Genomic DNA, 18,938 nt, shown 5'->3' with positions numbered 1-18,938 from the left:
TGTGAGTCGTCATGACAGCGACGAAGACGTACGACTACCAGTCGATCGACCACGACGGGAAGCGCGCCAAGGGCAAGATCGAGGCGTCCAACGAGCTCGCCGCCGCGCAGCTGCTGCGCCAGCAGGGCCTGACGCCGCTCGCCATCACCAGCGCCGACACGCTGATGAAGCGCGACATCACCATCCCCGGGCTCGGCGACCGGACGACGCTCAAGGACCTGTCGGTGTTCTCCCGGCAGTTCGCGACGATGACGCAGTCCGGCATGTCGCTGCTGCGCTCCCTGGCGGTGCTGGAGGAGCAGGCACAGAAGCCGTCGCTGAAGAAGGCCGTCGGCGAGGTCCGGCTCGACATCGAGGGCGGCATGTCGCTGTCCGGCGCGCTCGGCAAGCACCCGAAGGTCTTCCCGACGCTGATGGTGGCGATGATCCGGGCCGGCGAGACCGGCGGCTTCCTCGACAGCGCCCTGGACCGCATCGCCACGAACTTCGAGAAGGACGCCCAGCTCCGCGGGAAGATCAAGAGCGCGCTCACGTACCCCGTGATCGTGCTCCTCTTCACCGTCGTGATGATCAGCGCGGTGCTCATCTTCATCGTGCCGATCTTCGAGAAGATGTTCAAACAGCTCGGCGGCGAGCTCCCGCTCCCCACGAAGATCATCGTGAACGCCAGTCACACGCTCTTCTGGCTGGGCCCGCTCATCATCGCCGTGTTCGTCGTGGTCACGGTGACGCTACGGAAGATGATGGCGGTGAACCCGGCGGTACGGCTGCGGGTGGACAAGGTCAAGCTGAAGCTGCCGGTCTTCGGGCCGCTGTTCACGAAGATCGCGCTGAGCCGTTTCTCGCGCAATCTCGGCACCCTGCTCGGCGTCGGCGTGCCGGTGCTGCAGGCCCTGGATGTGGTCGGCGCCACCACCGGAAACGCTGTGATCAGCAACGCCATGGCCGATCTCCAGAACGCGGTGCGCGAGGGCCGGCCGATGTCCTCGCAGCTCGGCACCCACAAGATTTTTCCATCGATGGTCGTGCAAATGGTCGAAGTCGGCGAAGAAAGCGGCCAAATCAGTCAGATGTTGGAGAAGGTTGCCGATTTCTACGACCGAGAGGTGGACAGCGCGGCAGACGCACTCACCGCGTCCATCGAACCGATCATGGTGCTCGTCATGGGTGGCGTGGTCGGCGGGATGATCATCTGCCTCTACCTGCCGATGTTCTCGATCTACCAGAACATCCAGAGCAACTGAGAACAGCACCCGAGCACCACCGAAAACGAACGGCGCGCCAGGCAGCGGAGCCTCGCCGCAACCACCACCACACCCCATGCAGGAGCAGGAGGCTCACCCATGAAGGAAACGCTGCGCAGGATGCAGAAGAAGCGTGCCGCCGGAGACGGCGGATTCACGCTCGTCGAACTCCTCGTCGTTGTCGTGATCATCGGCGTCCTTGTCGCGATCGCCGTCCCCATGTACCTCAACTACCGTAAGGGCGCGGCGAACAAGTCCGCCGAGTCCGACGTGCGCGCCGCGGTCAGCGCCGCCGAGCAGTTCTACACCGAGAACGGCAACAAGTACCCGGCCGACGTGGAGAGCACGGCCGAGGGCGCCGCGATCGACATGTACCTCGACGGCGCCGCCAAGACCGGCGTGAAGCAGACCGCCAACGCGTCGCCCGGCAACAAGCTGTATTTCCACAACTTCGGTGACGGCACGTACCGTATCTGCGGCCAGAACGCGGACGGCAAGACCTTCTACACGTACTACAGCGCCACCGGCGGCTCGGTGAAGAAGTCGTCGAAGACGACGCTGAAGGACTGCGCCGAGGAAGGCGCCGCGGCCACGCCCTGACCGGTTCCCTGCGTCCGAGGCTTCGGTGGCGGCTCGCGGTGACGCGGGCCGCCACACCGGTCTCTTCACGGATCTCTTCACGGACCTTCACGGGAAGGAGCACGCTGATGCTGCTCGCGCTCGTCGGCGTGCTCGGCCTCGCGATCGGGTCGTTCCTCAACGTCGTCATCCACCGCGTCCCCCGCGGCGAGTCGCTGCTCCGGCCGGCCTCGCACTGTCCACAGTGCACGGCGCCGGTCCGGCCGTGGCACAACGTCCCCCTGCTCGGCTGGCTGCTGCTGCGCGGCCGCTGCGCCGACTGCGAGGCCCCGATCAGCGTCCGCTACCCCCTGGTGGAGCTCGGCACGGCCGCGCTGTTCGTCGCCGTCACCGCCCGCCTGGGCTGGTCGGCGGCGCTGCCCGCCTGGCTGTACCTCGCGGCGATCGCGGTCGCCCTGGCCCTCATCGACCTCGACGTGCTGCGCCTGCCCAACGCGATCGTCCTGCCGTCCTACCTGGTGGTGCCGGCCCTGTTCCTGCCCGCCGTGGTGCTGGAGGGGGACTGGTCCGCGGGGCTGCGTGGCCTGGTGGGCATGGCGGTGCTCTTCGCCTTCTATCTGCTGCTTTCTCTGGTGTACCCGGGCGGCATGGGCTTCGGCGACGTCAAGCTCGCCGGCGTGCTGGGCCTGTACCTCGGCTGGCTGGGCTGGGCGCCGCTCGCCGTCGGGACCCTGGCGGCGTTCCTCCTCGGCGGGATCGCCGGGATCGCGCTGATGGCCGGCGGCCGCGCCGGGCGCAAGACCGCGGTGCCCTTCGGCCCGTCGATGCTCGCCGGGGCGCTGGTCGCGCTCTTCGCGGCCGCGCCGATCGCCGACTGGTACACCTCCATCCTCCTGCCCGCCTGACGGTTTTTCTAAGGAGCACGATGGCTGCCGTCAACCTCATCGGACTGGACATCGGCACGACGTCCATCCGTGCGGCGGAGACCAGCAACAGCAAGGACGGGCCGGTCATCAGCAACTTCGGCCACATCCTGCTGGGCCCCGGCGTGGTGCAGAGCGGTGCCGTCCAGGACGAGCACGCCGTCACCACGGCGCTGAAGCAGCTGTGGTCAACGTTCAAATTCCGCAGCCGCAAGGTCGCGCTCGGCGTCACCCACCAGCAGGTCGTGGTCCGCGAGACCTCCGTCGCCAACCTGCCGGCGAAGGAGATGCGCAAGGCGCTGCCCTTCCAGGTCCGCGACGCGCTGCCGCTGCCGCCGGAGAAGTCGCTCATCGACTTCTACCCCCTGGAGGATCCCGGCTCCGCCGACACCGTCCGCGGGCTGCTCATCGCCGCGCCCAAGGAGCCGGTCCTCGCCGCGATCCGCGCCGTCGAGGCCGCCAAGCTGCACGTCGCGCGCGTCGACCTGGCGTCCTTCGCCCTGCTGCGGGCCGCGTCCCGGCTCGACGAGCAGGTCGAGGCGCTCGTCGACATCGGCGCGCACGCGACCAGCGTCGTCGTGCACCACGACGGCGAGCCGCTCATCGTGCGGACCATCCCCCGCGGCGGCAACGAGATCACCCGGACCGTCGCCGACCGGCTCGACCTGCCCCTCGAGCAGGCCGAGGAGGTCAAGTGCCGGGTCGGGCTGCGCACCGACACCGACGGGCAGACCGCCTCGGCGCTCAAGGACGCGGTCCGGCCGCTCATCAACGAGATCGGCAGCTCGTTCGCGTACCTCACGGCCGCCGGCCGGCAGGCCCGGGTCAGCCGGCTCGCGCTCACCGGCGGCGGCTCGATGCTGCCCGGCCTCCTCGAGGCCCTGCACGCCCAGCTGCACGTGGAGGTGATCGCCGTCGACCCGGTCATGCGGGTCCGCGGGCTGCGCCGGGTCCGCCACGGCAGCCTCGAGCACGTCCGCGCCTCGGCGGCCGTGTCCGTCGGCCTGACCCTGGGAGCGTCGTCGTGACCGAGCCGTGGTGGAAGGACGAGCCGGAGCGCAAGCTCACCGGCATCGTCCTGCCGTCCTGGGACGACGACCAGTCCGACGACGAGCCCGGCCCGCGGTCCCGCCCCGCCGACCGGCCGCGCACCCACGCCGCCGACCCGCTGTCCGCCGCCCCCGCCGGCCCGCCGCCCGGCCGGCCGGCCGACCCGCCACGCACCCACGCCACCGACCCGCTGTCCGCCGCCCCCGCCGGCCCGCCGCCCGGCTGGCCGGCCGACCCGTCGCGCACCCGTGACGCCGACCCGTTGACCGCTGACCAACGGTCCGACCCGCGACCCACCCGCGCCGCCGACCCGCTGACCGATCCGCTGACGGGTCCGCTCGAAGCGTTGACCGGTCCGCGCGGCGCCTGGCCGGAGGAGGCGCCGCCTGCGGACGGGCAGCGCCTGGTGCCGCTCGTGCCGTCCGGACCGCCGCCGGTGTGGCCGCCCGCGGACTTCGCGCCGCCGGCCGGCGACGCACCGGACGCGCCGCGGGCAGCGGTGCGGCTGCCGTCCCTGGGCGAGCCGCTCGACGCCGCCCACGGCAGCGGCCCGCTCGAACCGCACCGCGACGACACCCTGGTCGGTTCGCGGTCGCCGCAGGCCACCCGGGCGGCGTCCACGGAGACGGCCGCCTCGCGGCGCGGGTTCCCCCGGTACATCGCCGGCGAGCTCGTCCTCCCCGGCACCGCCCCGCAGCCGCAGGCAGCACCGCAGCCCACGCAGTTCACCGACGCGCCCACGGCACCCCGCCCCACGACCCTGCCCACGACCCTGCCCACGACCCTGCCCACGACCCTGCCCACGACTCAGCCCGCGGCCACCATGCCCACGGCGACGCCGCCGCCCCCGACCTGGGCGCCGCAGCCGACGTCGTCCCCGCCGCCCGCCGAGCGGACCCCCACGCTGTCCCCGCAGGCCTCCGCCCCCACCACCCGGGAACCCGGGCAGGACGCGGGGAAGGCCGCGCCGGTGCTGCCGGGCGTCCAGTTCACCGCGCCCGCCAGGTCCCCGCTGGCCCGCCCCCCGCAGGAAGCACGGCCGGACGAACGGCCGTCGGGGCACGCCGGCGCGGCCCACGACCCGGCGCTCAAGGCGCCCCCGCACCACCCACCGGCGCCGGCCCCCACCCCCACCGGACTGCCGCAGGCCGACGTGCCCCCGCCTCCCCGCCCGACACCGCCGTCGGTCCCGCCGGCGCAGGCGGGATCACCGGCGGCGGGGCCGCAGCCGGGACCGCAGCGCGCGCCCGTGGCCGGACCCGGTGACGCGGCGACCGTGACCCAGCCCGCCGTGCCGGCCGCCGTCCACGCGGCGCAGCAGGGCGCCCCGGTCGCGCAGCAGGACCAGGAGGCACCGGCGCGGAAGAGCCGGGAAGGGGCACCGCACCCCGCGTTCCCGGAGGCGACGGCCCGCTCCATGCGGATCCTGCCGATCGCGGCGGACCTGCTGCCGATGGAGATCACCGACCGGCGCCGGCTCAGCACGGTCCGGCGGCTCGTCGTCACGGGGCTGGCCGTGTTCGCGCTGCTGCTCGCCGGCTGGTTCGTGGTCGCCTACCAGCACACCCAGCAGGCGTACGACGAGGTCGACCGGATCAACGACACGAAGGTCGACCTGCTGCGCGAGAAGGCGAAGTACACCGAGGTCGACAGCATCCAGAAGCAGCGCAAGGCGATCGCCGACCAGCTGCAGCTCGTGATGGCGCGGGACCTGTCGTGGTCGGCGCTGCTGACGTCGCTGCAGCAGGCGGCGCCGAAGGGCGTCGCGGTGCAGAGCGTCACCGGCTCGCTCGCCCAGACGGACAGCACCGCCGACCCCGACGTGGTCGGCCTGATCACGCTGACCGGCACGGCGCCGTCGAAGGCGGCGATCGCCGCGTACGTCGACACCCTCGGCAAGGTCACCGGGATCGGCAACCCGTTCCCGACGGACGCGACCGAGAGCGACGAGGGTCTCACGTTCACGATCCGCGTCGACATCACCCCGGCGGCGCTCGGCGGCCGGTTCACGTCGCCGAGCGCGGCACCGAGCGCCTCAGGAGGCAAGTGATGCGACCGGAGCGCCTGTGGCTGCTCGGCGGCGCGTTCGGCGCGCTGCTCCTGCTGGTCTTCACCTACTTCTTCGTCATCCAGCCCAAGTACCAGAAGGCCGACGACCTGCGGGGCATCGCCGACGACACCACGACCGAGGTGACCAGGCTGCGCAGCGTGATCGCCGGCCTCGACGAGCAGAATCAGCACATCGCCGAGTACCGCAAGGAGCAGGCCACCAACCTCGCCGCGCTGCCGCAGACCGACTCGGTCGCGGCCCTGCTGCGGGAGCTGCAGACGGCCGGCGAGCTGACCGGCGTCACGGTGAGCGGGGTCAGCGTCGGCGGCGCGGCGGAGGTCACCGTCGGCGGGCAGAAGGTGCAGGCGCTGCCGATCAGCCTGACCGCCGCCGGACCGGCCGCGAAGGTCAACCCGTTCCTGGACCAGCTGCAGAAGGTGCAGCCGCGGGCGCTGCTCATCGGCAGCCTGAACATCGCCACGACCTCCGCCGGCAAGGCGACGCTGACCCTGACGGTCCAGGCGTTCTTCGCCGGCGGGAAGTAGCGCCGGGATGCGACGGACTCCCCCCTCCGACGCCGGGTTCACCCTGGTCGAGACCCTCACGTCGATCGCGATCATCGGCGTGGTGATGACGGCGCTGACGACGTTCTTCGTCTCCACGACGGCGACGCTCAACAAGCAGCGCGGCCTGCAGATGGCGATCCGGCTCGCCCACGACGGTGTCGAGCTGGTCAAGTCGATGCCCGGCCCGTCCCTCGTCACCGGGCGCAGCCTGAAGGACGTGACCGCGCAGTTCGGCAAGCTCAAGAAGGGCCAGATCCCCGGGCTGGCCGACTTCGACGTGGCCGGACTGCTCAAGACGATGACACCGGCCTCCGACCCCGACCTCGGCCCGCTCGCGGACAGCGTCACGCCGGTCCTGCCGATCGTGCCGGAGGTCATGAAGGTCAACAACACGGCGTTCGACCGGCAGTGGTTCGTCGGCTCGTGCCAGATGCCGCTCGGCAGCGACGCGTGCGGCCTGCTGTCGCTGCCGGGCACACTGCTGCCGTTCTACCGCGTCGTCGTCGCCGTCACCTGGCCCAACGACCAGGCCTGCAAGAGCACCGGCGGGGTCTGCTCGTACGTGACGCAGACCCTCGTCAGCGCCTCCATCGCGGACCCGATCTTCAACCCGCTCGTCACCGTCACCGCGCCGCTGCCGGACAACCCCGGCAACCAAACCGACGAAGTGTCGGTGCCGATGGCGAAGGCGATCACGCTCACCGCGACGACGGCCTACCCGCCGCTGACCTGGACGGTGGAGAACCTGCCGCCGGGCCTGTCCTACACGCCGGCCGGGGTCATCACCGGCACGCCGACGGTCGCCGGCACCTACGTGGTCCGGGTCGTGGTCAACGACAAGGCGTCCAGCAACGACGCCTCGTTCAACTGGACGGTGGTCCCCACGCCGGCCGCCGCGCCCGTGGACCAGACCTGGGACGCCGGCTCGGCGGTCTCCTACACGCTGCCGGTCACCGGCGGCATCGGCCCCTACACGTGGGCGGCGACGGGCCTGCCGGCCGGGCTGACGCTGAACACCGCGACCGGGGTGGTGACCGGCACCAGCACCGTGAGCGGCGCGGCGGCGGCCGCCACCGTGAGCGTGACGGTGACCGACAAGAACGCGAAGAAACACACGGCCGCGTTCAAGTGGAACACGAAGGTCGCGGTGCAGTTCCCGACCGCCAACACACCGATTGCGCTGACGAAGGGCGTCGCCTACTCCGGCAACGTCGGCGCGGCCGGCGGGTCCGGCGGCTACACGTGGACGGCGACCGACATGCCGCCCGGGCTGGCGCTGTCCCCGTCGGGCGCGCTCACCGGCACGGTGACCGGCTCGACCCGCTACCTGGTGACGCTGACGGTGAAGGACAGCAACGGCGTGACGAACACGGCCGTCGTCCCGGTCAACGTGACCACGCCGGTCGCGACCCAGCTCCGGGTCACCACGCCGACGACCGCGGCGCCGGACAAGACCGGGACGAAGGGCACCGCGATCGCCTCGCAGGCGTCGGCGGCGACCGGCGGCACGACGCCCTACACGTGGACGGCGACCGGCCTGCCGGCGGGGCTGTCCATCAACGCCAGCACCGGCGCGATCACCGGCACGCCCACCGCCGCCGGGACCTCGACGGTGACGCTGACGGTCACCGACAAGGTCGGCGCCACGTCTGTCTTCATGTTCGTCTGGAAGATCACGTGAACGCCTTCCTCGCGCGGCTGCGCCGCGAGGACGCCGGGGTCACCCTCGCCGAGATGGCGGTGACGACCAGCATCATGTCCGTGGTCATGGCCATCTTCACCACCGGGGTCATCCAGCTGTTCCAGGCCGGCAACAACAACGAGCTGGTGGCGCTGACCGAGTCGCAGCTCAACACCGCGTTCCTGCGGCTGGACCGCAACCTGCGCTACGCGGCCGGGATCGGGCCGGTGCACGCCGACGCGGCCGGCAACCGGTTCGTCGAATACCTCAACACCGAGGTCAGCGGCAAGCCCGAGTGCGCGCAGCTGGAGATGAACGTGGCGGCCAAGGTGCTGCGCCGCCGGGTGTGGCCGCAGACGACGACGCCGACGGCGAAGTGGGTCGTGCTGGCCAACGAGGTCGACGTCGCGAAGAGCTCGTTCACGCTGGTGCCGTCCGGCAAGTACACCGGGTTCCAGCGGCTGCGGATCGTCCTGTCGGTGACCACGAACCCGGGCCGCGGCCACACGGAGGCGCTCACCGACCTGACGTTCACCGCGCTCAACAGCAGCTTGAAGGACGACCCGAACAAGTTCTGCCCGGAGGCCCGAAAATGAGCCTGTTCCGACGGTTCAGGGTGCGCGACGACCGGGGGTCGCTGCCGCTCGCCATGATGCTGACGCTGGTCGGCACGTCCCTGTCGACGCTCATGGTGCCGGTGGTGATCGGGCAGGTGCGCGACACCGCGTCCACGATCGAGCGGGCCAAGGCGCTGCACGCCGCCGAGGCCGGCATCGACGTCGTCATGGGCGGCATCCGCGCCTCCCTGGGCAGCATCGCCAACCTCGTCTGCCTGCCGGTCGTCTCGCCGCTGCTGGGCGTCGTCGGCTCGGGCCTGCCGGGCCGCTACCAGGTGTCGGTGGAGTACCAGGACGCGGTCGGCACCCCGCTGTCGTGCGCGTCGAAGACCTCGCACCTGCTGGCGGTGCCGGCGTTCGCGGTGATCACGTCGACGGGCACGGCGACGGGCAACCCCGGCGACCCGTTCCCGGCCGGTGACTCGCGGACGCTGACCGCCACGTACGTCTTCCGCACCACCAACGCCAACGTCGAGGGCGGCCTGGTGCGCTTCTACGGCGGCGCGTTCTGCCTGGACGCCGGGTCCGGCTCGCCGGCCGTCGGCACGAACGTCACCACCCAGCCGTGCAACCCGGGCAGCTCGCGGCAGACCTTCACGTACACGACGGACCTGACGCTGCAGCTGGTCTCGTCGAAGACCGCGGCCAACCCGTCCGGCATGTGCATCGACTCGGGGCCCAGCCCGGTGTCGGGCGCGCTGCTGCAGTTCCAGGTGTGCGGGAAGGTGACCGTCCCGTACTACCAGCGGTGGAGCCTCAACGACAGCTCCAACTTCCAGAGCACCTCGTCGACCGGCGGGCTCGGCTCGTTCTGCATGCACGCGAAGGCCGGCAGCACCGCCGGCGCGTTCATGGAGCTGATCGGGTGCGGCGGGGCGTCGGACAACACCCGCACGTTCGCGCCGGAGGCGAGCGTCGGCGCCGGCAACGCGGGTGCCCCCAACAACCTGGTGAACTTCAAGCAGTTCGGGCGGTGCGTCGACGTCACCAACTTCGACACCACCCTCGGCTTCCTCATCGTGTGGCCGTGCAAGCAGGCGCCGAACCCGCTCAGCGTGGCGTGGAACCAGCGCTTCACGGTGCCGCTGTCGGCCAACGGGAAGGGCACGGTCAGCGGGCGGATCACCACGTACGACAACACCAAGACGAACACGCTCTACTGCCTCACGACCTTCAAGCCCGGTGGCAGCACCCACTTCGTGACGATGCAGAAGTGCCCGCCCGCGGGCAAGGACCCGAACGTCGAGTGGGACGTGTCGTACCAGATCGACAACTCCTACCCGACGAGCTACGTCATCAAGGACGCCTACGGCCAGTGCCTGTCCCCGGCGAACCTGGACGACCCGAAGCTGCCCCCCGGCGACATCTTCAAGGGCAGCACCGTCGTCAGCAAGCTCACCACCGCCGTGTGCGACGGCAGCAAGCTGCAGAAATGGAACGCGCCGGCGAGCATCGAGGATCCGACACCCCTGAAGAACATCGGGGAGAAGTGACGATCCCGTAAGGGACCTCCTGACGCCCGGCCGCGCCGGAGATCAGGGTGCGGTCCGTGCATCGCCTGGATGGCTTCCGGCCTCGCGGTGACGAGGCTGGGAGCCATGACCATCACCTGGGAGAAACCGGCGCTGCGGCCGGTCGGCCTCGGCCGGCAGGTCGGCATCGTGACGGCGGCGGTGGCCGCGTACTTCGGGGTCCGCGGCGCCACGGAGGCCGCCACGGACCAGGCCCTCGCCAACGCGGCGAAGGTCGTCGACTTCGAGAAGTCGGTGGGGCTGTTCCACGAGTCGTGGCTGCAGTCGACGTTCGCCGGCAGCCCCGCCGTGGCGACGTTCTTCAACTGGATCTACATCTACGGGCACTGGCCGGTCATCGTCGCGACGCTGATCTGGCTCGCGCGGACCAACCCGGCGATCTACTACCGCACCCGCAACGCGATGCTGCTGTCCGGCGGGATCGGCCTGGTCGTCTTCATGCTCTTCCCGCTCGCCCCGCCGCGACTGGCGGAGCTCGGCCTGGTCGACACGGTGACGCAGTCGGACGGCGCGTACCGGGTGCTGCAGCCGACGATGTTCACCAACCAGTACGCCGCGATGCCGAGCCTGCACGTCGGCTGGGACCTGCTCATCGGCCTGGCGATCCTGGCCGCGGCGCGCAGGCCGCTGCTGCGGGCGTTCGGCGCGGCGATGCCCGTGCTGATGGTGGCCGCCGTCGTGCTGACCGCGAACCACTACCTCGTCGACGCGATCGCCGGCGCCGCGCTCACCACCACCTGCTGGCTCGTCCTGCGGGCCCGGGAGCGGCGCCAAGTGCGCGGCTATGCCGGATGGAACGGTCTGGCCCTGCGTTAGGGCCTACGCTTTGCACATGGAACACCTGGAGCTGGAGCACCTCGGGTTCCCGGCGGACGTGATCCCGCTGCAGTACCAGGCGCTGCTGCTGTCCGACGACCGCCGGATGGAAGCCTTCGCCGGCGCGATCGCCCACACCGTCCAGCCCGGGTCCAGGGTCCTCGACCTCGGCTGCGGGACCGGCGTCCTGTCCTTCTTCGCCGCCCGGCAGGGCGCCACCGTGACCGCGATCGAGCGCGAGCCGCGGGTCTTCGCGACCGCCCGGGCGGCGCTGCGGGCGGCGGTCGGCGACGCCGTCACCGTCGTGCACGCCGACGCCCGCGACTACCTGCCCGAGGAGCCGGTCGACGTGGTGCTGTGCGAGATGCTGCACGTGGGCCTGCTCCGCGAGCGGCAGATCGAGGTCATCAACAGCTTCAAGCGCCGCTACCTGCGGCACATCGGCGGGCCGCTGCCGCGCTTCGTGCCCGAGGCGTGCGTGCAGGCGGTGCAGCCGGTCGAGCAGGACTTCACGTACTTCGGCTACACGGTGCCGGCCCCGGTGTTCCAGCTGCCGGAGAACCTCCAGCCGCGCACCGTCGAGGCCGCCCCGCCGCAGGTGTTCCAGCAGTTCTTCTACACCGACCCGCTGCCGCACGACTGCGTCGGCGACCTGACCTTCGTCGCGGAGCGGCCGGCAGTGGTCAACGCGGTGCGGGTCATCACCAAGAACCTGTTGTCGCTGCTGTACGAGCCGCCAGGCTCCGTCGACTGGACCATGAACTACCTGGTCGTGCCGATGCGCGAGCCGGTCGAGGTGCTCACCGGCGACGAGGTGCGGATCCGGTTCGACTACTGCCCCGGCGACGAGATCACCGTCCTCGCCGACGGCCTGACGGCCAGCGTCCCCGCCCACGCGCACTGATGCTGCGCTGGCTCACGGTTCTCGCGGTCTTCCTGGTCCTCGGCGGGCTGTGGTGGCTCGTCGCCCGGCGCCGCTCCCCCGACCGGCGGCGGACGTTCGGCCTGGTCGCGTCGGTGTCGGGGACGCTGCCGTGGATCTGGATGATCCTCACGCCGTCGTCGCACGCGCGGCGGGTGCACCTGGACCCGGTCAGCGGCCTCGGCGGGATCCTCGCGTCCGGGTTCGCCGAGGCCGCTGTGCAGATCGTCGGCAACCTGCTCGTCTTCGCGGCGTTCGGCGCGTTCGCCCCGCTGCGCTGGCCGCGGCTCACCCTGGGCCCGGTGCTGCTGCTGGCGGCCGCCGGCTCGGCGACCGTCGAGCTGCTCCAGTACGTCCTGGACCTGGGCCGGGTCACCGCCACCGACGACGTGCTGGTCAACACCCTCGGCGCGGGTCTCGCGTACGGAGCCGGGCGGCTGCTGCCACCCGGCCCCGTGTCACGAGGCCTTGATGTGGAACCGCTCGTCGGCCACGAGGGCGGCGAGCCGGTCCTCGGGCAGCGGTAGCGCGGCGAGACTCTTGTCGCCGCCGCCGGGCCGGTCGTCCGACGTCGCCTGGGCCAGGAAGACCACCGTGCCGTCCGGGTACCGGTAGGCCGCCCACTGGTCATAGCCGCGGCCAGGGGCGCCGGTCGCGACGCCGACGGTCACCCCGGCCGTCGTCGTCACCAGCTTGCAGCTCGCCGGGGCGGTCCAGAACCCGCCCGCGACCGCGCAGGCGTCTCCGGCCGCGGCGACCAGGCCCGGCTCGTACACGGTGACCAGCAGCTGACCGACGCCGCCGTCCTTGCCGAGCTGGGTGCTGGCCAGGTAGGACCAGGCGTCCTTGCCGCCGACCTTCCCCTCGTACTGGGCCTGCGACATGCGTGACGAGACCAGCTGGTCGGTGCCCGGGTTGTCCAGCGCCGTGTACGCCGCGGGCACGATCGCGAGGAGGTCCCGCATGAGCTGCTCGCCCTGGTCGAACTTGTGGCCGGCGCGGGCGGTGCGGTCCTGCTGCGGCTGCCCGCCGGGGCCGGTCGGCCAGACCTCCTTGGTCTCGGTGCCCGCCCCGGGCGCGGTGACGGTCCCGGACGCGTTGGCGGGCGGCGGCGTCTGCCCCGGCGCCCCCACCTGCAGCGGCGCGCCCGCGCCGGGCCCGCCGCCGGCGACCGCGACCGCCACGGCGGCGACGACCGCGGTCACCCCGAGGCCGGCGCCGCCGGCGACCAGGTTGCGGCGGCGGACCGCCCGGCGGCCGGTGGTGACGGCCACCGCCGGCGACATCGGCGGCGGCGGGGTGGAGCTGTCGAGGGCGTCGCGCAGCGACACCCGGAAGTCGTCCTCGTTCATGTCTGCGTCCTCGTCGCTTGCGAGTGGCTGCTGGTCTGCAAGTGCGTGCGAAGGGTCTGCAGCCCCCGCGCGGCCTGGCTCTTCACGGTGCCGGTGGTGCAACTGAGCAGGGCCGCCGTCTCCTCGACGGACAGGTCCTCCCAGTACCGCAGGATCAGGACCGCCCGCTGCCTGGCCGGCACGGCGGCGAGGGCGGCGAGCAGCGCGATCCGGTCGTCGGGCTCCCGGTCGTGGCTGACGGCGTCCAGCGGCCGGTCGGTGACCCGCACCCGGTGCCACCAGCCGAGCCGGCGCTCGTCCAGGAACACCCGGACGAGCGTCTGCCGCAGGTACCCGTCGAGGGCCTCGTGCCGGCTGACCCGGTCCCACACCACGTACAACTTGGTGAACGCCACCTGCGTCAGGTCCTCGGCCCGGTGCCAGTCGCCGCACAGCAGGAACGCCGTGCCGCGCATCGCGTCCGACCGCGCGGCGAAGTACTCGGCGAACGCCGTGTCCCGATCCGTCATGCGTAACTCACGGGTCCGGCGGTCCGATCGGTTGCACGGACCGCCGGAAAACATCCGTCCCGATACAGTCGGTACGTGACCACGGACAACCCGTTCTTCGCCGCGAGTGACCTGCCATACCAGCTGCCGCCCTTCGACCGCATCGAGACCGGGCACTACCTGCCCGCGTTCGAGCGGGGCATGGCCGAGCAGCGGGCCGAGGTCGAAGCCATCGCCAGCCTGCCGGAGCCGCCGACGTTCGACAACACCCTCGTCGCGCTGGAGCGCTCCGGGCGCGTCCTGCAGCGCGTGTCGGCCGCGTTCTTCAACGTCACCAGCTCGGACACCAGCCCCGAGCTGCAGGAGATCGAGTCGCGGGTGGTGCCGCTGCTGTCCGCGCACGGCGACGCGATCATGCTGGACCGCCGGCTCTTCGAGCGCATCGAGCAGCTGTACGCCCAGCGCGACGCCCTCGCCCTTGACGCCGAGCCGGCCTGGCTGCTGGAGCGGTACCACACCGAGTTCGTCCGGGCCGGGGCGCGCCTGTCCGAGCAGGAGCACGTGCGGCTCCGGGAGCTCAACTCGGAGCTGGCGGCCCTCGCGACCGAGTTCGGCAACAAGGTCCGCGACGGCATGAAGGCCGCCGCCGTCGTCGTCGAGGACGCCGCCGACCTGGCCGGGCTGTCCGCCGACGCGATCGCCGCCGCCGAGGTCGCCGCCCGCGACCGGGGCCTGGCCGGCGGGTATGCGCTGAACCTGATCCTGCCGACGGCCCAGCCGGCGCTCGCGTCGCTGCACAACCGCGAGGTCCGGGAGCGGCTGCACACCGCCTCCGTCGGCCGCGGCTCCGGTGGCAGTGCCGCGGGTGGCGACCATGACACCACCGGCCTGGTGCTGCGCATCGTGCGGCTGCGGGCGGAGCGGGCACGGCTGCTCGGCTTCGAGCACCACGCCGCCTACAACATCGCCGACAACACCGCCCGCAGCGTCGACGCGGTCCAGGAGATGCTGGCGAAGCTCGCCCCGGCCGCGGTCGCCAACGCCCGGATCGAGGCCGAGGACCTGCAGGAGGCGATCGGCGACGCGTTCACCCTCCAGCCGTGGGACTGGGCGTACTACACCGAGCAGATCCGCCGGGACCGCTACGCGATCGACGAGGCGGAGCTGCGGCCGTACTTCGAGCTGGAGCGGGTGCTGCGCGACGGCGTCTTCCACGCCGCCGGCCGGCTGTACGGCATCCGGTTCCAGGAGCGGCCGGACCTTCCCGCGTACCACGGCGACGCCCGCGTCTTCGAGGTCTTCGACCGCGACGGCGGGCCGCTCGGGCTGTTCATCGGCGACTTCTTCACCCGGCCGTCGAAGCGCGGCGGGGCGTGGGCCAACGCGCTCGTGCCGCAGTCGCGGCTGTTCGGCACGGCGCCGGTCGTCGTCAACAACCTCAACATCAACCGGGCGCCGGAGGGCGAGCCGACGCTGCTGACGCTCGACGAGGTCCGCACCCTGTTCCACGAGTTCGGCCACGCGCTGCACACCCTCTTCTCGCAGGTGCACTTCCCGAAGTTCGCCGGCACGCGGGTGCCGCGCGACTTCGTCGAGTACCCGTCGCAGGTCAACGAGGTGTGGATGCTGTGGCCGGAGGTCCTGGCCAACTACGCCACGCACCACCGCACCGGCGAGGCGCTGCCGCAGCCGGTGGTGGAGCGGCTGCAGGCCGCGGAGCAGTTCAACAAGGGCTTCGCGACCACCGAGTACCTGGCCGCCACGCTGCTCGACCTGGCCTGGCACACGCTGACCGTCGAGGAGGCCGAGGCGGTCACCGACGTGCTCGCCTTCGAGGCGGCGGCGCTGGAGCGGGCCGGCGTCGCGGTGCCGTTCGTGCCGCCGCGCTACCGGACCGCGTACTTCGCGCACATCTTCAGCGGCGCCGCGTACAGCGCCGGCTACTACTCCTACATCTGGAGCGAGGTCCTCGACGCCGACACCGTCGACTGGCTCACCGAGCAGGGCGGCCTGCGCCGCGAGCTCGGGGACGCGTTCCGTGACGGCCTGCTCGCCAAGGGTGGCAGCGCGGACTCGATGGAGGTCTACCGGGCGTTCCGCGGTCGCGATCCGTTGATCGAGCCGCTACTCAAGCGTCGCGGACTGATCAGCGTTCCTTAGGTTTTGTTAAGACGACTACCGGATGGGGCGCCGCGTTCCCTAAGCTTGCGCGGTGCGTGGCGCCACCCCCCGGCGTAGGCCCGCCGCCGCACGCCGCCTGCATTTCAGCAGGATGGCGCTGCTTGCTGCGGTCGCTCTCGTCGCCTCACTGGTCAGCGTCGGTGTCTCCTGGGCGATCTTCCCGGAGGAGCCGGCGGCGGTCACCGACGACACCTCGTTCGACGCCGCCAAGTTCTACGAGACGAACGCCCGGGCCAACGCGGCCCGCGGGGTCGAGCTGGCCTCCGCCCCGGGCGCGTCCCTGGTGCCGAAACCGGTCGCCGGGCTGACCCAGGCGGCGACCAACAACGCGTTCATCGTCATCGAGGTCGGCCGGCAGATGGGGCTGCCCGAGCGCGCGTACGTCGTGGCGATCGCGACCGCGTTGCAGGAGACGTACCTCAAGAACATGGCCAACCCAAAGGTCCCCGCGTCGCTGAAGCTCCCGCACGAGGGCACCGGCACCAACTACGACTCGATCGGCATCTTCCAGCAGCGGGTCAGCATCTGGGGCACCGTCGAGCAGCTGATGGACCCGGCGATCGCGTCGGCGAAGTTCTACACGAGGCTGATGAAGGTCTCGGGCTGGCAGTCGATGAGCGTCACCGGCGCCGCCCAGGCCGTGCAGCGCAGCGCCTTCGCCAGCGCGTATGCCAAACACGCCACCACCGCGCAGAAGATCGTCGACCAGCTGACCGACTGAACCCACCCCTCGTCCGGCCGGTTCCGCACGTTCTTGGCACTGGTCCAACCAGTTGATGTGTGAGACAGTCACCGCGTGACGTTGACGCCGGCCCCGCGCAGCTCCGTGTCCGACCATGTGTTCGCGCAGCTGCGCGACGCGATCCTCAGCGGCGCCTACGAACCCGAGTCCGCGCTCCCCAGCGAGCGGGACCTGGCGGCGACGTTCGAGGTGAACCGGCACGCCGTCCGGGAGGCCCTGCGGCGGCTGCAGCAGCTCGGCCTGGTGAAGGTCAGCCAGGGCGGCGCGACCAGGGTCCTCGACTGGCGGGCGCACGCCGGGCTCGATCTCGCCATGTCCAGCGGCGACATCCTGCCGGTCGGCACCCTCGTGCGCGACATGATGGAGATGCGTGCCTGCCTAGGCGCCGACGCCGCCAGGTTGTGCGCGCTGCGCGGTACACCCGCCGCGAAGGAACACGTGACCGCCTGCGTCGACGCGGTCGCCGCCGCCGCGCCCGACCTGGACCGCATGGGCGAGGCGAACATCGCGCTGTGGCGGGCGATCGTGGCCGGCAGCGGCAACGTCGCGTACCTCCTCGCGTTCAACAGCCTCGTCAGCGGCGCGCTCGCCGTCGGGCACGTCCCGCCCACGCTGCGCACCGCCGAGCTGCTCGACGTCGCCGGGCACCGCCGGCTCGGCGCGCACATCACCGCCGGCGCCGCCGACTCGGCCTTCGCCGAGGCCCAGGCCCTGCTCACCGCCCCGCTCTCGGATCGCAAGGAGACCCGAGCATGATCCCCGCCGTGCTCTACGCCGTGCCCGCGTTCCTGCTGCTGATCGTCATGGAGGCGGTCTCGTACCGCTTCCTGCCCGACGACGAGGAGCGCGGCTACGAGGTCCGCGACACCACCACCAGCCTGTCCATGGGCCTCGGCAGCCAGATCATCGGCGTGCCGTGGAAGATCCTGGTCGCGCTCGCGTTCGCCGGCCTCTACGTCCTCACCCCGCTCAAGCTCGACCCGACCAGCCCGTGGACGTGGGTGCTGCTGTTCTTCGCCGACGACTTCGCGTACTACTGGTTCCACCGGCTGCACCACGAGGTCCGCGTCTTCTGGGCCGGCCACGTCGTGCACCACTCGAGCGTCTTCTTCAACCTGTCCACGGCGCTGCGGCAGAGCTGGACGCCGATGACCGCCACCCCGTTCTGGCTGTTCCTGCCGCTGCTGGGCATCCCGCCGTGGATGGTGTTCCTGCAGCAGTCGATCAGCCTCGCCTACCAGTTCTTCCTGCACAGCGAGCGGGTCGGCCGCCTGCCGGCGGTCATCGAATGGTTCTGGAACACCCCCTCGCACCACCGGGTCCACCACGGCGCCAACCCCGAGTACCTGGACCGCAACTACGGCGGCATCCTCATCGTCTGGGACCGGCTCTTCGGCACGTTCGAGCCGGAAGCGGCCCGCGTCGTCTACGGCCTGACGAAGAACATCGGCACCTACAACCCGCTGCGCGTCGCCACCCACGAGTACCGCGACATCTGGCGCGACGTGCGGACGGCGGCCACGTGGCGGCAGCGGCTGCGGTTCGTGTTCGGCCGTCCCGGCTGGCAGCCGGCCGCATGAAGCTCTGGCTCTTCCTCGCCGCCGCGGCGGTGGAGCTCACGGGCGTCGCGCTGTCGTGGGAGCCGCTGCAGTGGGTCGCCAAGCCGCTCCTCGCGCCGCTGCTGCTCTGGCACCTCGGACGCTTCTGCCTCGTCGGGTGGGGGCTGGTCTTCGCGACCGCGGGCGACGTGGCGCTCCTCGTGCCGGGCACCGTGCCCTTCCTGCTGGGCATGGCGTGCTTCCTCGGCACGCAGATCTGCTTCCTGATCGCCTTCCTGCGGCACGGCCGTCCCCGCCGGCTCGTTGCGCTCGGCTACGGGATCCTGTGGGCCGTCCTGAATGCCGTGCTCTGGCCGTCGCTGGGCGATCTGCGGGTGCCGATCCTGGTGTACAGCCTGGCGTTGAGCGCGATGGCGGCCGCGGCGTGGTCGGTCTCCCCCGTCGTCGCCGCCGGCGGCTTCCTGTTCCTGCTCTCCGACCTGCTGATCGGCCTGGGCGCCGCCGGCCTGGGCTTCCCGGGTCGCAACCTGGTCGTCATGGTGACCTACATCGCCGCGCTGTTCCTCATCGTCACGGGCGTCCTGTCACGCGACGGGACCGGCGACAGGGCCGGCGGACGGGTGGCGCGGGCGTAGC

General features: G+C 71.6%; 19 protein-coding genes. 17 read left to right on the top strand and 2 right to left on the bottom strand.

Going from position 1 to position 18,938, the window contains the following annotated elements; translation table 11 throughout:
* The first annotated feature begins 11 nt into the window (after positions 1-11).
* From AB0I21_RS21760 to AB0I21_RS21705, 12 genes are all read left to right on the top strand, one after another.
* Complete coding sequence (locus AB0I21_RS21760; RefSeq protein WP_360563593.1) at positions 12-1,244, top strand: type II secretion system F family protein; 1,233 nt, start codon at positions 12-14, stop codon at positions 1,242-1,244.
* Positions 1,245-1,343: 99 nt separating this feature from the next.
* A complete protein-coding gene (locus AB0I21_RS21755; RefSeq protein WP_360563592.1) occupies positions 1,344-1,844 on the top strand; it encodes a prepilin-type N-terminal cleavage/methylation domain-containing protein in 501 nt (166 codons plus the stop codon).
* Between the two features lie 107 nt (positions 1,845-1,951).
* Positions 1,952-2,728: a prepilin peptidase gene (locus AB0I21_RS21750; RefSeq protein WP_360563590.1), complete on the top strand. Its 777-nt coding sequence runs from the start codon at positions 1,952-1,954 to the stop codon at positions 2,726-2,728.
* Between the two features lie 20 nt (positions 2,729-2,748).
* Positions 2,749-3,774, top strand: coding sequence for a type IV pilus assembly protein PilM (pilM, locus tag AB0I21_RS21745; protein WP_360563588.1), 1,026 nt, complete (start codon positions 2,749-2,751; stop codon positions 3,772-3,774).
* Positions 3,771-5,846, top strand: coding sequence for a PilN domain-containing protein (locus AB0I21_RS21740; RefSeq protein WP_360563586.1), 2,076 nt, complete (start codon positions 3,771-3,773; stop codon positions 5,844-5,846). The genes pilM and AB0I21_RS21740 overlap by 4 nt, the downstream gene beginning before the upstream one ends.
* The gene (gene pilO, locus AB0I21_RS21735) at positions 5,846-6,391 is read left to right on the top strand and encodes a type 4a pilus biogenesis protein PilO (protein ID WP_360563584.1); all 546 of its coding nucleotides are present in this window, start codon (positions 5,846-5,848) and stop codon (positions 6,389-6,391) included. The genes AB0I21_RS21740 and pilO overlap by 1 nt, the downstream gene beginning before the upstream one ends.
* 7 nt (positions 6,392-6,398) lie before the next feature.
* Positions 6,399-8,093: a putative Ig domain-containing protein gene (locus tag AB0I21_RS21730; protein WP_360563582.1), complete on the top strand. Its 1,695-nt coding sequence runs from the start codon at positions 6,399-6,401 to the stop codon at positions 8,091-8,093.
* Positions 8,090-8,689, top strand: a complete 600-nt coding sequence (locus tag AB0I21_RS21725) for a hypothetical protein (protein ID WP_360563580.1) — start codon at positions 8,090-8,092, stop codon at positions 8,687-8,689. The genes AB0I21_RS21730 and AB0I21_RS21725 overlap by 4 nt, the downstream gene beginning before the upstream one ends.
* Entirely contained in the window at positions 8,686-10,203 is a 1,518-nt protein-coding gene (locus AB0I21_RS21720) for a ricin-type beta-trefoil lectin domain protein (RefSeq protein ID WP_360563578.1), read from the top strand. The genes AB0I21_RS21725 and AB0I21_RS21720 overlap by 4 nt, the downstream gene beginning before the upstream one ends.
* Before the next feature lie 105 nt (positions 10,204-10,308).
* Entirely contained in the window at positions 10,309-11,058 is a 750-nt protein-coding gene (locus AB0I21_RS21715) for a phosphatase PAP2 family protein (RefSeq protein ID WP_360563576.1), read from the top strand.
* Positions 11,059-11,074: 16 nt separating this feature from the next.
* Positions 11,075-11,962, top strand: coding sequence for a methyltransferase domain-containing protein (locus AB0I21_RS21710; protein ID WP_360563574.1), 888 nt, complete (start codon positions 11,075-11,077; stop codon positions 11,960-11,962).
* Entirely contained in the window at positions 11,962-12,507 is a 546-nt protein-coding gene (locus AB0I21_RS21705) for a VanZ family protein (RefSeq protein ID WP_344506088.1), read from the top strand. Before AB0I21_RS21710 ends, AB0I21_RS21705 begins: the two co-directional genes overlap by 1 nt.
* On the opposite strand, the gene AB0I21_RS21700 is transcribed toward AB0I21_RS21705, so the two are convergent.
* A complete protein-coding gene (locus AB0I21_RS21700; RefSeq protein ID WP_360563572.1) occupies positions 12,439-13,332 on the bottom strand; it encodes a hypothetical protein in 894 nt (297 codons plus the stop codon). The two genes, AB0I21_RS21705 and AB0I21_RS21700, sit on opposite strands and share 69 nt — an antisense overlap.
* Entirely contained in the window at positions 13,329-13,841 is a 513-nt protein-coding gene (locus tag AB0I21_RS21695; protein WP_360563570.1) for a SigE family RNA polymerase sigma factor, read from the bottom strand. Before AB0I21_RS21695 ends, AB0I21_RS21700 begins: the two co-directional genes overlap by 4 nt.
* Positions 13,842-13,916: 75 nt before the next feature.
* Here AB0I21_RS21695 and AB0I21_RS21690 point away from each other — a divergent pair, with 75 nt between their 5' ends.
* The 5 genes from AB0I21_RS21690 to AB0I21_RS21670 all read left to right on the top strand — a co-directional run bounded on the left by AB0I21_RS21690 (position 13,917) and on the right by AB0I21_RS21670 (position 18,937).
* The gene (locus AB0I21_RS21690) at positions 13,917-15,980 is read left to right on the top strand and encodes a M3 family metallopeptidase (protein ID WP_360563569.1); all 2,064 of its coding nucleotides are present in this window, start codon (positions 13,917-13,919) and stop codon (positions 15,978-15,980) included.
* A 112-nt stretch (positions 15,981-16,092) separates the two neighbouring features.
* Positions 16,093-16,722, top strand: a complete 630-nt coding sequence (locus AB0I21_RS21685; RefSeq protein ID WP_360563567.1) for a hypothetical protein — start codon at positions 16,093-16,095, stop codon at positions 16,720-16,722.
* A 75-nt stretch (positions 16,723-16,797) separates the two neighbouring features.
* On the top strand, positions 16,798-17,499 hold the full coding sequence (locus AB0I21_RS21680; RefSeq protein WP_360563565.1) for a GntR family transcriptional regulator: 702 nt from the start codon (positions 16,798-16,800) through the stop codon (positions 17,497-17,499).
* The gene (locus AB0I21_RS21675) at positions 17,496-18,323 is read left to right on the top strand and encodes a sterol desaturase family protein (protein ID WP_360563563.1); all 828 of its coding nucleotides are present in this window, start codon (positions 17,496-17,498) and stop codon (positions 18,321-18,323) included. Before AB0I21_RS21680 ends, AB0I21_RS21675 begins: the two co-directional genes overlap by 4 nt.
* Complete coding sequence (locus tag AB0I21_RS21670; RefSeq protein ID WP_360563561.1) at positions 18,320-18,937, top strand: lysoplasmalogenase; 618 nt, start codon at positions 18,320-18,322, stop codon at positions 18,935-18,937. The genes AB0I21_RS21675 and AB0I21_RS21670 overlap by 4 nt, the downstream gene beginning before the upstream one ends.
* Position 18,938: the final 1 nt, after the last annotated feature.

It is taken from the genome of Dactylosporangium sp. NPDC050588, assembly GCF_040654975.1.
Lineage (GTDB): Bacteria > Actinomycetota > Actinomycetes > Mycobacteriales > Micromonosporaceae > Dactylosporangium > Dactylosporangium maewongense.
The sequence above is the reverse complement of the archived record's forward strand: the minus strand, read 5'-3'. Positions and strand labels throughout refer to the sequence as shown.

Bases quoted from the DNA above. Each gene is read 5' to 3' on its own strand.
- AB0I21_RS21695 (WP_360563570.1), bottom strand. From the start codon at position 13,841: ATGACGGATCGGGACACGGCGTTCGCCGAGTACTTCGCCGCGCGGTCG.
- AB0I21_RS21700 (WP_360563572.1), bottom strand. From the start codon at position 13,332: ATGAACGAGGACGACTTCCGGGTGTCGCTGCGCGACGCCCTCGACAGC.
- AB0I21_RS21685 (WP_360563567.1), top strand. From the start codon at position 16,093: ATGGCGCTGCTTGCTGCGGTCGCTCTCGTCGCCTCACTGGTCAGCGTC.
- pilO (WP_360563584.1), top strand. From the start codon at position 5,846: ATGCGACCGGAGCGCCTGTGGCTGCTCGGCGGCGCGTTCGGCGCGCTG.
- AB0I21_RS21730 (WP_360563582.1), top strand. From the start codon at position 6,399: ATGCGACGGACTCCCCCCTCCGACGCCGGGTTCACCCTGGTCGAGACC.
- AB0I21_RS21670 (WP_360563561.1), top strand. From the start codon at position 18,320: ATGAAGCTCTGGCTCTTCCTCGCCGCCGCGGCGGTGGAGCTCACGGGC.
- AB0I21_RS21720 (WP_360563578.1), top strand. From the start codon at position 8,686: ATGAGCCTGTTCCGACGGTTCAGGGTGCGCGACGACCGGGGGTCGCTG.
- AB0I21_RS21755 (WP_360563592.1), top strand. From the start codon at position 1,344: ATGAAGGAAACGCTGCGCAGGATGCAGAAGAAGCGTGCCGCCGGAGAC.
- AB0I21_RS21760 (WP_360563593.1), top strand. From the start codon at position 12: ATGACAGCGACGAAGACGTACGACTACCAGTCGATCGACCACGACGGG.
- AB0I21_RS21710 (WP_360563574.1), top strand. From the start codon at position 11,075: ATGGAACACCTGGAGCTGGAGCACCTCGGGTTCCCGGCGGACGTGATC.
- AB0I21_RS21750 (WP_360563590.1), top strand. From the start codon at position 1,952: ATGCTGCTCGCGCTCGTCGGCGTGCTCGGCCTCGCGATCGGGTCGTTC.
- AB0I21_RS21715 (WP_360563576.1), top strand. From the start codon at position 10,309: ATGACCATCACCTGGGAGAAACCGGCGCTGCGGCCGGTCGGCCTCGGC.
- AB0I21_RS21705 (WP_344506088.1), top strand. From the start codon at position 11,962: ATGCTGCGCTGGCTCACGGTTCTCGCGGTCTTCCTGGTCCTCGGCGGG.
- pilM (WP_360563588.1), top strand. From the start codon at position 2,749: ATGGCTGCCGTCAACCTCATCGGACTGGACATCGGCACGACGTCCATC.
- AB0I21_RS21675 (WP_360563563.1), top strand. From the start codon at position 17,496: ATGATCCCCGCCGTGCTCTACGCCGTGCCCGCGTTCCTGCTGCTGATC.